This window comes from Amycolatopsis pithecellobii (assembly GCF_009707865.1).
In the GTDB taxonomy this organism is placed as follows: domain Bacteria; phylum Actinomycetota; class Actinomycetes; order Mycobacteriales; family Pseudonocardiaceae; genus Amycolatopsis_E; species Amycolatopsis_E pithecellobii.
This window is the reverse complement of the sequence record NZ_WMBA01000079.1, coordinates 19,882-33,232: the sequence shown is the minus strand read 5'-3', so window position 1 is coordinate 33,232 and position 13,351 is coordinate 19,882. Positions and strand designations below refer to the sequence as shown.

Sequence of the window (13,351 nt, the reverse complement as noted above, 5' to 3'; positions counted from 1 at the left end):
CCGGATCAATACCCGACCGCTCCACCGCCTCCCACGCCACCTCCAACAACAACCGCTGCTGCGGATCCGTCGCCAACGCCTCCCGCGGACTCATCCCAAAAAAACCAGCATCAAAATCCGCCACCCCGGACAGAAAACCGCCTTCACGCACATAACTCGTTCCCGCGCGGTCCGGGTCCGCATCGAACAGCTCCGCCAAATCCCACCCACGATCGGTGGGAAATCCGCCGATGACGTCCGCGCCGCGCGACACCACGTCCCACAGCCCGTCCGGGTCGGTGACCCCGCCGGGGTAGCGGCAGGCCATGCCGACGATGACGATCGGGTCGTCTTCGCCGGCAGCGGCGACGGCCACATCCGCCGTCACACCACCGACCAGCTCGGTGCGCAGGTACGCGGCGAGCGCCGCGGGTGTCGGCTGGTCGAACACGAGGGTGGCGGGCAGCCGCAATCCGGTCGCGGTGGACAACCGGTTGCGCAGCTCGACGGCGGTCAGCGAGTCGAAACCGAGATCCTTGAACGCGCGCGCCGGGTCCACGGCGTCCGCGTCGTCGTGGGACAACACGGCCGCCGCGGCGTCCCGGATCAGCGTCACGAGCGTGGCAAGCTGTTCGCCGGCCGGAAGGGCGCGCAGGCGCGCGGCCAGGCCGGTGGTGTCGCCGTCGCCCGAGGCAGCGCGTCGCGGCACGGCACGCACAAGACCGCGCAGCACGGGCGAAAGGTCGCCCGACGCGGCGTTGCGGCGCAACGCGTGCGTGTCGAGCTCCGCGGTCACGACCACGGGCTCGTCGGCGGCGAGCGCGGCGTCGAACAGCGCCAGCGCACGCTCCGCCGGCATCGCGACCAGGCCGAGCTTCGCCATGCGGGACAGCTCGGTGCGGCCGAGGTGCCCGGTCATGCCACTGCTGTCGGCCCACAGTCCCCACGCCAGCGCGGTCGCGGGCAGCCCGAGCGCACGCCGGTGCCGGGCGAGCGCCTCGACCCGGGCGTTGGCGGCGGCATAACCGGCCTGTCCGGAGGTGCCCACGGTGCCGGCGATCGAGGAGAACAGCACGAAGGCCGCGAGGTCCCGGTCCGCGGTGAGCTCGTGCAGCAGCCAGGCTGCGCCGGCCTTGGGCCCTGCCACGGCGTCCAGTCGCTGCGGGCTCAGTGTGCCGAAGGCACCGTCGTCGAGGACGGCCGACAGATGCACCACCGCGGACAGGGACTCGATGGAGTCCAGCAGCCCGGCCAGCATGGCGCGATCGGTGACGTCACAGGCGGCGATCCGGACGGTGGCGCCGAGATCGGTCAACTCCGCGCGGAGTTCCCCCGCACCGTCGGCCGCGCTCCCACTGCGGCTCGCCAGGACGAGGTCGCGCACTCCGTGCCGGGACACGAGGTGCCGGGCGACGAGCCTGCCGAGTGTCCCGGTGCCACCGGTCAGCAGCACGCTCCCACCGAAAGCGACAGGTTGCTCTGCATCGGGGCGAAGCCGGGCGAGCCGCGGCACGAACAATGCGCCATCGCGCAGCGCGACTTGGGGCTCCCCCGTGGCCAGAGCCCGTTCGACGGCGTCCGGGCCGTCGTCGTCGCTGTCGACGAGCACGAGCCGGCCAGGATGCTCGGTCTGCGCCGAGCGGACCAAGCCCCACACGGCGGCGGCCTCGGGGTCCCTCGCGCGGTCGCGGGTCTGTACGACCAGCACGGCGTCGCCGTCGTCCAGCAGCCACCGCTGCACACCCGCCAGCACCTCGTACACGTCGCCGCGGAGCGTTTCGTAGGCGGGAACAGCGATTTCGGCGCCGGTCCACGGCACCCACTCCTCGGCGAACAGGGCCGCGGGTGCACCGGCGGCGGGCAGGCCCGCGCGGAGCGGGCGCAGGGACAGCTTCCCCACCGTGGCCACCGGGTCGCCCTCGACGTCGAACGCCTCGATCGCCACGCCCGCGCCCGCCGGGGACAGCCGGACCCGAAGCGCGCCGGCACCGGTGGCATGGACCGAAACATCCTCCCAGGCGAACGGCAGCAGACCGGGCTCGCGATCGCCGAGCAGACCGAGCACGATCGGATGCAGGGCGGCGTCCAGCGCCGCCGGGTGCACCCCGAACCGCGCGGCGCCGGTCTGCTCGTCGGCCCCGAGCGCGATCTCGGCGTAGACGTCGTCACCGGAAAGCCAGGCGGCGCGCAGACCGCGGAACGCGGGGCCGTAGTGGTAGCCGTCCACCGCGAGACGCTCATAGGCGTCACGCAGATCGGCCGCCTCGGCGCCGGGAGGTGGCCACGCGGCGAGCGGGGCCGGGGTGGCAACCGGTTCCGGGCCGAGCAGTCCGGTCGCGTGCAGTGTCCACGGGTGCTCGTCGCCGGGCCTCGAGTGCACCTCGACGGTGCGCCGGCCGGCGTCGTCGGGGGTTCCCACCTGCACCCGCACCTCCACCGCGCCGCGCTCCGGCAGGACCAGCGGTGCGCGAAGGGTCAGCTCCGCCAGGCAACCGCAGCCCAGCCGGTGCCCGGCGACGGTGGCGAGTTCCACGAACGCGGTCCCTGGCAGCAGGACCACGTCTTCGACGGCGTGGTCGGCCAGCCAGGCATGGGTGGTCAGGTCCAGCCGCCCGCTCAGCACCAGGCCGCCGTCGGCGAGGTCGACCGCCGCGCCCAGCAGGGGGTGGTCTGCCGAGGCCAGGCCGGCAGCGGTCACGTCCTCGCCGTCGGAGACAGGCTCGAGCCAGTACCGTTTGTGCTCGAAGGCATAGGACGGCAGCGGAACGACGCGGGCGTTGTCGTACGCGGCGGACCAGTCCACGTCGACGCCGTGGCCGTAGGCATCCCCGAGCGAGCGCAGGAAGCGTGGCAAGCCGCCTTCGTCGCGGCGCAGCGTGGCCACCGCGACGGCGTCGCCTTCGGCGAAGGATTCCGTCAGCGCCATCGTCAGCACGGGATGCGCGCTGATCTCGATGAAGACCTCGTGACCGGTGCGCACGAGACCGCGTACGGTGTCGTCGAACTCGACGGTGTTGCGCAGATTGTCGTACCAGTACCGGGCATCGGTCAGGTTCGACGCGCGTTCACCCGCGACGGTGGACGGGAAATCGATCGTGGGTTCGGCGGGCGTGATCGGCGTCAGGTCGGCGATCACCCGCTCACGGATCGCCTCCACGTGCGGGGAATGCGAGGCATAGTCCACCGGGACGCGGCGTGCCCGGATTTCGCCCGCCTCGCAGTACGCGAGCAGTTCGTCCAATGCGGTGTCGTCGCCGGACACGACGACTGCTTCGGGCCCGTTCACGGCTGCGATCGAAAGGCCGTCCCACCGGCCGGTCAGCTCGCGGACCCGGTCGACGGGCAGCGCGACGGACGCCATCCCGCCGGTGCCGGCCAGCTCCGCCAAAGCCTTGCTGCGCAAGGCAACCACCCGGGCACCGTCCTCAAGCGACAGTGCACCCGCGACAGTCGCCGCCGCGATCTCCCCCTGCGAATGCCCCACCACCGCATCCGGCTCCACACCATAAAACCGCCACAACTCCGCCAACGACACCATCACCGCCCACAACACCGGCTGCACCACATCAACACGATCGAACTCGCCCGAGCGCACCACATCCACCAACGACCACTCCACAAACCCACTCAACGCCACACCACACTCGGCGAACCGCTCCGCGAACACCCGCGACGAATCCAGCAACTCCACCGCCATCCCCGCCCACTGCCAACCCTGACCCGGAAACACGAACACCGTGCGGGGCCGGTCGCCGGCGGGGGTCACCGCGGTGGAGCTGTTACCGGCGGCCAATTCCGCCAGCTCGCCGGCGTCGAGGACCATCGCGCGATACGGGTGCGCCGGGCGCGTCGTGGCGAGCGAGTACCCGACATCGGCCGGATGCAGGTCCGGGTGCGCGGCGAGGTGATCGAGCAGCCGTGCGGCCTGCCCGCGCACGGCGGCACCGCTGCGCGCGGACAGCACCCACGGGATGGGGCCGGAATGCTCGGTTTCCGGCTGTGGCAACGATTCCGGCCCCTGTTCGAGGATGACGTGCGCGTTGGTCCCGCTGATTCCGAACGACGAAACCCCCGCGCGGCGCGGGCGGCCGGTATCCGGCCAGCCGGCCGTCTCCCGTGCCAGCCGCACCCCGCCTTCGGCCCAATCGACGTAGGGTGACGGCTCGTCCACGTGCAGCGTCTTCGGCACGACACCGTGGCGCATGGCCTGGACCATTTTGATGATCCCCGCGACACCCGCAGCCGCCTGGGTGTGACCGATGTTCGACTTCACCGACCCCAGAAAGAGCGGCGCCCCCTCACGATCCTGACCGTAAGTCGCCAGCAACGCCTGCGCCTCGATCGGATCACCGAGCCGGGTACCGGTGCCATGCCCGTCGACCACGTCCACTTCGGACGGACGCAGGCCCGCACCGGCGAGCGCGGTGCGGATCACTCGCTGCTGCGACGGGCCGTTCGGCGCGGTGAGCCCGTTGGAAGCACCGTCGGAATTGACGGCGGTACCGCGCACGACGGCCAGCACGGGATGCCCGAGCCGCTGGGCGTCGGAGAGGCGTTCCACGAGCAGCTGCCCGACGCCCTCGCTCCAGCCGGTGCCGTCGGCGCCGGCCGCGAACGACTTGCATCGGCCGTCCGCGGCCAGCCCGCGCTGCCGGCTGAACTCGATGAAGGTGGTGGGGGTGGACATCACGGCCACACCGCCGACCAGCGCGAGCGCACATTCCCCGGCGCGCAATGCGCGCACCGCGAGATGCAGCGCGACGAGCGACGAAGAGCACGCGGTGTCGACGGTGAGGGCCGGGCCCTCCAGCCCGAAGGTGTAGGCGACGCGGCCGGACGCGACGCTGCTCTGGTTACCCGCGAGCAGAAAGCCTTCATACCCTTCGGGGGCACTCCGCAGACGCGAGCTGTAGTCGTTGTACATGACGCCGGTGAACACCCCGGTGTCACTGCCGTGCAGTGCGCCAGGGTCGATGCCGGCCGCCTCGAACGCCTCCCACGCGGTCTCCAGCAGCAACCGCTGCTGCGGGTCGGTGGCCATCGCCTCGCGCGGGCTGATGCCGAAAAAGCCGGCATCGAACTCGGCGGCGTCGTGCAGGAAACCGCCTTGCCGGGTGGTGCTCCGGCCGGCTGCGTCCGGGTCGGGGTCGTAGAGCTCCTCGACGCGCCAGCCGCGATCGGCGGGGAAGTCACCGATCACGTCCGCGCCGTCCGCGACCACGCGCCACAGGTCCCCCGGCGACTGGATGCCGCCGGGGTAGCGGCAGCTCATGCCGATGATCGCGATGGGCTCGTCGACGCTCGCGGACCCCGTGGGCCCGCTGATGGCACGAGTGTCCGCCCCGAGCAGTTCATCGCGCAGGTAGGCCACGACCGCGGCCGGGGTGGGGTGGTCGAACAGCAGGGTCGCCGGGGCGCGCAGACCGGTGGCGGCGTTGATCCGGTTGCGCAGCTCGACCGACGTCAGGGAGTCGAAGCCGAGCTCCCGGAACGCGCGGCCGGGATCGATCGTGGCGGAGTCGGCGTGGCCGAGCACGGCGGCGACCTGTGCGCGCACGAGGCCGAGCACCTCACGGTCCCGCTGGTCGTCGGGCATCGCGAGGAGGCGAGCCGCCCAGGAGTCGGCGTCCGGCGCCGAGGCCCGGCGCGCGGGTGCCCGCACGAGACCGCGGAAGACGGCGGGCAGGGTGCCGTCGGCGGCCCTGCCCCGCAGGCCGCCGCGGTCGAGCCGCACCGGCAGCACATGCGCGGCCGGTGCGGCCACCGCACGATCGAACAGCGCGAGAGCTTCTTCGCTCGCCAGCGGCGCGATACCCGAGCGCGCCATTCGAGCGACGTCCGCTTCCGCCATGTTCCGGGTCATTCCGCTGCCGTCGGCCCACAGGCCCCAGCCGAGGGAGACAGCGGGCAGGCCGAGTGCGCGCCGGTGCGCCGCGAGGGCGTCGAGGAAGGCGTTGGCCGCGGCGTAGCCGGCCTGGCCGGCGTTGCCCGTGGTGCCGACCACCGAGGAGAAGAGGACGAACGCCGTGGACGGCTCGTCGCGGGTCAGCTCGTGCAGGTGCCAGGCGCCGTCCGCCTTCGGCGCGAGCACGGCATCCACCTGCGTCGCGGTGAGGGTGTCGACGATGGCGTCGGCGAGTACGCCGGCAGTGTGGATCACGGCGGTCAGCGGGTGGGCGGCCGGGACACCCGCCAGCAGTTCGGCGACCTGTGCCCGGTCGGCGACGTCGCAGCGTGCGAACGTGACGTTCGCGCCACCGTCCGCGAGCTCGGCCGCCAGCTCCGGGGCACCCTCGGCTTCGGCTCCGCGCCTGCTCGCGAGCAGCAGATGGCGGACGCCATGTGACGCCACGAGATGGCGAACGAGCAGACCGGCCAGGGTGCCGCTCGCGCCGGTGACCAGCACCGTGCCCTCGGAATCCGGCGGCCAGGCGTCCACGGTGGACTGTCCGTCCACTGTGGACGTTGCAGGTGCGGGAGCGAGCCTCGGCGCGAGAAACCGGCCGTCGCGCCACGCCAGCTCGGGTTCGCCGGTGGCGAGCGCCCGCGTGGCGAGGTCGAGCTCGTCCACTGCATCCGCGATGTCCAGCAACACGATGCGGCCGGGGTGCTCGGTTTGCGCGGTTCGCAGCAGGCCGCGGGCCGCCGCGGCGGCGAGATCCGGCACCGGGTCGCCGTCCGCAGCCGCCACCGCTCCTTGCGTGATCACCACGACGGGTTCGTCCGCGGTCGCGATCTCCAGCGCGCGGCGCGCGAGATCATGCGTGGTGGCAACGAGTTCACCGCCACCACGCAGCACGCGCACCGAAACGGAGTCAGCCCCCGCCGCATCCCCGGCGACGGGGCCGGGCACGGGTGTCCAGCCGAGCTCCAACAGCGTGCCGCCGGCGGACTGCGCCGCCGGATGTCCGCCACGCCACGGCCGCAGCGTCAGCTTCTCCACCGATGCCACCGGTGCACCCGTGGCATCGGCGACCGTGATCGACACCGCGTCGGTACCGCCCGGGCGCAGACGGACACGCAGCAGGGTCGCCCCGACGGCGTGCAGGCGCACCCCGGTCCAGGAGAAGGGCAGCAGGGACGCCCCGGTTTCGCCGCGGATGCCGGTCAGCCCCGCCACGACGGGATGCAGCGTGGCATCGAGCAACGCGGGGTGCACACCGAAGCGGGCGGCGTCGGCCTGCTGATCCTCGGACAGGGTGACCTCGGCGAAGACGTCTTCACCCAGCTGCCACGCGGCGCGCAGGCCCTGGAACACCGGGCCGTATTCGTAGTTGTCGGCCAGTAGCCGTGGATAGACGTCGTCGAGCGGGACCGGCCGCGCGCCGGCGGGCGGCCAGGCGCTCATGTCCACAGTGGACGGTTCGGTCCGTACGGCCGTCAGCAGACCGGTGGCGTGACAGGTCCAGAGCGCGCCGTCGACGGTGGGCCGCGAGTGGATGCCGAATGTCCGCTGCCCGTCCTCCTTCGGCCCGCTGACGAGGACCTGCAGCTGGACGGCGCCGTGCTCGGCCAGCGGGAGCGGTGCCTCCAGCGTCAGCTCGGCGATGTCGGGGCAACCGGCCTCGTCCCCGGCGCGCAAGGCCAGCTCGACGAAGACGGTGCCGGGCACCAGGACGGTGCCCATGACGACATGCTCGGCGAGCCACGGATACGCGGCCACGGACAGCCTGGTGGTCAACAGCAGCCCGTCATCCTCGGCCAGCTCGACCTCGGCACCGAGCAACGGGTGGTCGACCGTGGCCAGCCCCAGCGCGGTCGCATCGACGGCCGGGCTCGCGGACAGCCAGTGGCGCCGGCGCTGGAACGGGTAGGTCGGCAGGTCCACGATCCTGCGCGGGCCGCGGAAGAAAGCCTCCCAGTCCACGGGCGCGCCGTGGACTACTGCCTCCCCGAAGGACGCGAGTACCCGGCTCATGCCCCCGTCGTCGCGGCGCAACGAGCCGACGGCCGCGCCCGCGGCGCCCAGCGCCTCCAGCGTCTCGCCGATCCCCACGGTGAGCACCGGGTGTGCGCTGACCTCGATGAAGACCGTGTACCCATCGGCAACGGCGGCGCGGGTGGCCTGCTCGAACCGCACGGTGTTGCGCAGGTTGCGGTACCAGTAGCCGGGGTCCAGCTCGGTGGTGGCGATCGGCGCCCCGTGCAGGGTCGAGTAGAACGCGACCGACGACGGCAGGGGCGTCACCCCGGCCAGTTCGGCGGCGAGCCGGTCCTCGAGCACCTCCATCTGTGGCGTGTGCGACGCGTAGTCCACCGGGATCGTGCGAGCGCGCACGTCGTCGGCCTCGCAGGCGGCGACCAGTGCTTCGAGCGCGTCCGGTTCCCCCGCGACCACCGTGGACCGCGGGCCGTTGACGGCGGCCACCTCGACGCGACCCGGCCAGGCCGCGATGCGCTCACGCACCTGCTGTTCCGGCAGCGGGACCGACACCATTCCGCCGGAACCGGCTATCGCCGCCAGCGCGCGACTACGCAGTGCCACTACCTTCGCGGCGTCCTCGAGAGACAGCGCGCCCGCGACACAGGCGGCGGCGATCTCGCCCTGGGAGTGACCGATCACCGCCTGCGGCTCGACGCCCAGCGATCGCCACAGCGCGGCCAGCGACACCAGCACCGCGAACAACGCCGGCTGGACCACGTCGACCCGGTCGAACCCGGGCGCGTCCACGTCGCCACGGAGCACCGCGGTCAGCGACCAGCCGACGTAGGGGGCCAGCGCGCGCTCGCAGTCGGCGATGGACGCGGCGAAGACGCGGGCGGCGGGTTCGGTGGCGGACAACAGCTCCCGCGCCATGCCCTCCCACTGCGACCCCTGGCCGGGAAAAACGAACACGGCGCGGCCCGCGCCCGCCACGCCCGCGGTGACCCCGGACGCGGGCTCGCCCGCCGCGAGCGCGGCGAGCCCGGTCAGCAGCTCGTCCCGGTCGCCGGTCACCGCCGCCCGGTGGCCGAAGGCCGGGCGGGTGGTGGCCAGCGAGTACGCGGTGTCGGTGATGGGGCTTCCCGCCTCGATGGCCTGCCGCACGGCGTCCGCCTGTTCGCGCAGCGCCTCCGGTGCCTTGGCGGACAGCACCAACACGGTGCGGGGATCGTCCGGTCGTCCGGCCGGGACCGTCGATTCCCGGGGCGCCTCCTCGATGATCAGGTGCGCGTTGGTCCCGCTGATGCCGAACGACGAGATGCCCGCGCGGCGCGGCCGGTTGCGCCCGGCCCACTCGACCGGCTCGGTCAGCAGGGCGACCCCGCCGCGGGACCAGTCCACATGCGGCGACGGGGGGTCGGCGTACAGGGTGCGGGGCAGGACGCCGTGCTCGAGCGCCATGATCATCTTGATCACGCCGCCGACACCGGCCGCGGCCTGTGCGTGCCCGATGTTCGACTTGAGCGAGCCGAGCCACAGCGGCTCCGCGCGGTCCTGGCCGTAGGCGGCCAGCAGCGCCTCGGCCTCAATCGGGTCGCCCAGCGTGGTGCCGGTGCCGTGCGCCTCGACCACGTCGACGTCGGCGCCGGTCAGGCCCGCTGCGGCAAGGGCCTGGCCGACGACGCGTTCCTGGGATGGCCCGTTGGGTGCGGTCAGACCGTTGGAAGCGCCGTCCTGGTTGATCGCGGACCCCGCCACCAGCGCCAGCACACGATGGCCGTTGCGGCGTGCGTCCGACAACCGCTCCAGCAGCACCAGGCCCGCGCCCTCGGCCCAGCCGGTGCCGTCCGCGCCGGCGCCGAACGCCTTGCAGCGCCCGTCCGCGGCCAGCCCTCGCTGGCGGCTGAACTCGACGAACATGCCCGGCGAGGACATCACCGTCACCCCGCCGGCGAGCGCCAGCCCGCACTCGCCCTGTCGCAGCGCCTGAGCCGCCAGGTGCAGCGCGACCAGGGACGACGAGCAGGCGGTGTCCACGGTCACCGCGGGGCCTTCGAGCCCGAGAATGTAGGAGATCCGGCCCGACGCGACGCTGGTGGTGTTGCCGGTCAGCAGGTAGCCGTCGGCCCCCTCGGCCGTCTCGTGCAGGCGCGGGCCGTAGTCCTGGGCCGTGGCCCCGACGAACACGCCGACCTGCTCGCCGTGCATCGCGGTGGGATCGAGACCCGCACGCTCCAGCGTCTCCCACGCGGTCTCCAGCAGCAGCCGCTGCTGCGGGTCCATCGCCGCGGCTTCACGCGGGTTGATTCCGAAGAAGTCGGCGTCGAACTGGTCGGCGTCGTGCAGGAAACCGCCACGACGGGTGTAGGAGGTGCCGGAGTGCGCGGGATCGGGGTGGAACAGGGTGTCGAGGTCCCAGCCACGGTTGACGGGGAACTCGGAGGTGGCGTCCACGCCCTCGGCCACGAGCCGCCACAGGTCCTCGGCGCTGCGTACCCCTCCTGGGTAACGGCAACTCATCGACACGACGGCGATCGGCTCGTCGGCCACTCGCCGGGCCGCGGCCGGAAGCGCCCCTCCCGTGCCCCCGGCCAGCTCGGCGCGCAGGTGACCGGCCAACCGCACGGGTGTCGGGTGGTTGAACAGCAGGGCCGCGGGCAGCGTCAATCCGGTCGCACGGGAGAGCTCGTCGCGCAGCTCGACCGAGGCGAGCGAGTCGAGGCCGAGATCGCGGAAACTGGAGGTGACGTCCACGGTCTCCGTGCCGACGTGCCCGAGCACGATGGCGAGCGTGGTGCGCACCAGCTCGAGCAGGTCGCGTTCCTGTTCGGGCTCGCTCAGCCCGGCAAGCCGGGCCGGCAGCGCGTCCCGTGCCCCGGACTCGTCCACAGTGGACTTCTCCACCCGGCCGATCCAGTGGGAGTCCCGCTGGAAGGCGTATGTCGGCAACGAGACCGGCCGCGGGCCGGGGCCGAAATAGCCGGCCCAGCCGACCTCCGCACCGTTCGCCCAGGCGGTCGCGAGTGCGGCGACGGCGTCGTGTGGCTCGCTACCGCCACGCAGCACGGGGACGAAGGCGCCGCCGGTACCGGCGAGCACCTCCCGGGCCATCGCCGTGAGCACACCCCCGGCGCCCAGCTCGACGTAGACCCGGGCGCCCTCGGCGTGCAGTGCGGTCAGCGCGTCGGCGAAACGGACGGGGCGACGGGCATGCTCCACCCAGTACTCCGGGTCCGTCCACTCCCCCGCGCGCACCGGCCGCCCGGTCACCGTGGACACCACGCCGAGCCGCGCCTCCCGGAAATCCAAGCCGCGCACGACTTCCCGGAACTCCGCCAGCATCGGACCCATCAGCGGAGAGTGGAAGGCGTGGCTGACCGCGAGCCGCTTGGTCTTGCGCCCCGCCGCACGGAAGTGGGCCGCGATCGCCGCGATCTCCTCCTCCGCGCCGGAGACCACGACCGCCCCGGGCCCGTTGACGGCCGCGATGCCGACCTGGTCCCGGCCGGTCAGCAGGGACAGCACCTCGTCCTCGTCCGCCTCGACCGCCACCATCACTCCGCCCGCGGGCAGTGCCTGCATCAGCCGGCCCCGCGCGGTGATCAGCCGCGCGGCGTCGGGCAGGGACAGCACACCGGCGACATGCGCGGCGGCGACCTCGCCGATGGAGTGCCCGGCGAGCAGGTCCGCGCGCAAACCCCACGACTCCGCGAGCCGGTACAGCGCGATCTGCCCCGCGAACAACGCGGGCTGCGTGAACTCCGTCCACCCGAGGCGTTCCTCGTCGTTCCAGGCGACCTCGCGCAGCCCGGGGTCCAGGTGCGCGCACACCTCGTCGTAGGCGCGGGCGTACACCTCGAACTGCCGGTAGAGGTCGCGGCCCATGCCGACGCGCTGGGATCCCTGGCCGGGGAAGAGAAACGCGGTCCGTCCCTCGACGGTCTCGCCGGTGACGACGCTCGGGGCGCGGTCCTCACCCGCGAGTGCGGCCAGCCCGGCGAGGATGCCGTCGCGATCGGAGCCGACGACGGCGGCACGGTGGCGGAACGCGGTCCGGCTGGTGGCCGCCGCGAACCCGAGGTCGGCCGGCGGCAGGTCCGGATGCGACCTGGCGTGTTCGAGCAGGCGCCGGGCCTGGCTCGCTCGTGCGGGTGCCGTCCGTCCCGACACCGGCACGACCAGTACCGGGGGTGGTGTGCGGGACGGCTGCTCCGTCACCACGCCCGCGTCGCCGAGGACCACGTGGCAGTTCGTGCCGCCCATGCCGAACGAACTCACGCCCGCCAGGGGCTCCCGGTCCGCCGGCCACGGTCCGAGTTCACGCTGTACGCGCAAACCCAGCTGTGCCAAGGGAATCGCGGGGTGGGGATGCTCGAAGTTCAGGCTCGGTGGCAGCTGCCGGTGGTGCAGGCCGAGTACGGCCTTGAGCAGCCCGGCGATACCCGCCGCGCCTTCGAGGTGGCCGATGTTCGTCTTCGCGGAACCGACGGCCAGCGGGGCGTCCGCCGGACGTCCGGCCCCCAGCACGGCGCCGAGTGCGGCGGCCTCGATCGGGTCGCCGACCTTCGTGCCGGTACCGTGCAGCTCGACATAGCCGACCTCGAGCGGGTCCACCCCGGCGCGGCGGTACGCCTCGCGCAGCACCGCCTGCTGCCCCTCGGCGCCGGGCACCGTGAGGCCGTCGGTGGCGCCGTCGTTGTTGACCGCGCTGCCCAAGATCACGCAGTACACCCGGTCGCCGTCGGCGAGTGCCGCGCGCAGCGGCTTGAGCACCACCAGGCCACCGCCCTCGCCGCGCACGTACCCGTTGGCCCGCGCGTCGAAGGTGAAGCACCGGCCGTCCGGTGACAGACCGCCGAACTGGTGGGCGCCCATCGTGCTTTCCGGCAGGATGTTCAGGTTCACCCCGCCCGCGACGGCCATGGTGGACTCACCGCTTCGCAGGCTCTCCGCCGCCATGTGCACCGCGACGAGCGACGAGGACTGTCCCGCGTCGACAGCCACGCTGGGACCGCGCAACCCGAGCGTGTAGGACACCCGGTTGGCGATGATGCTGCGGTGCGAGCCGGTCACGGTGTGCCTGCCGATGGCGTCGATCCCCTGCCGGTGCATCAGGGTCGCGTAGTCGTCCCAGATCGCGCCCATGTACACGCTCGTCCGGCTGTCGCGCAGGGTCGCGGGAACGATGCCGGCGTCCTCCAGCCCCTCCCAGCTCAACTCCAGCACCAGGCGCTGCTGGGGATCCATGGTCGCGGCTTCGCGCGGCGAGATGCCGAAGAAGGCGGGGTCGAACTCGTCGATCCCGGTCAGGAAGCCACCCCGCCGCGTCGGCAGTGACGCGCTCTCCCACCGGCCGGGCGGCGCCTCGGTGACCGCGTCCACGCCGTCGCGCAGCAGCTGCCAGTACCGGCCGGGGTCCGGCGCGCCCGGGAACCGGCAGGACAACCCGACGACAGCGATCGCCTCGTCGCGAGCATGCCGGGAAGCAGAGGAAACCATCACGCTGTC

Annotated in this window: 1 protein-coding gene; it reads right to left on the bottom strand. The window is 72.9% G+C overall.

All coding sequences use genetic code 11. From position 1 onward, the window contains the following. On the bottom strand, positions 1-13,342 hold a 13,342-nt coding region (locus GKO32_RS33495), incomplete at its 3' end, for a type I polyketide synthase (protein ID WP_154760927.1). Between the last annotated feature and the right edge of the window lie 9 nt (positions 13,343-13,351).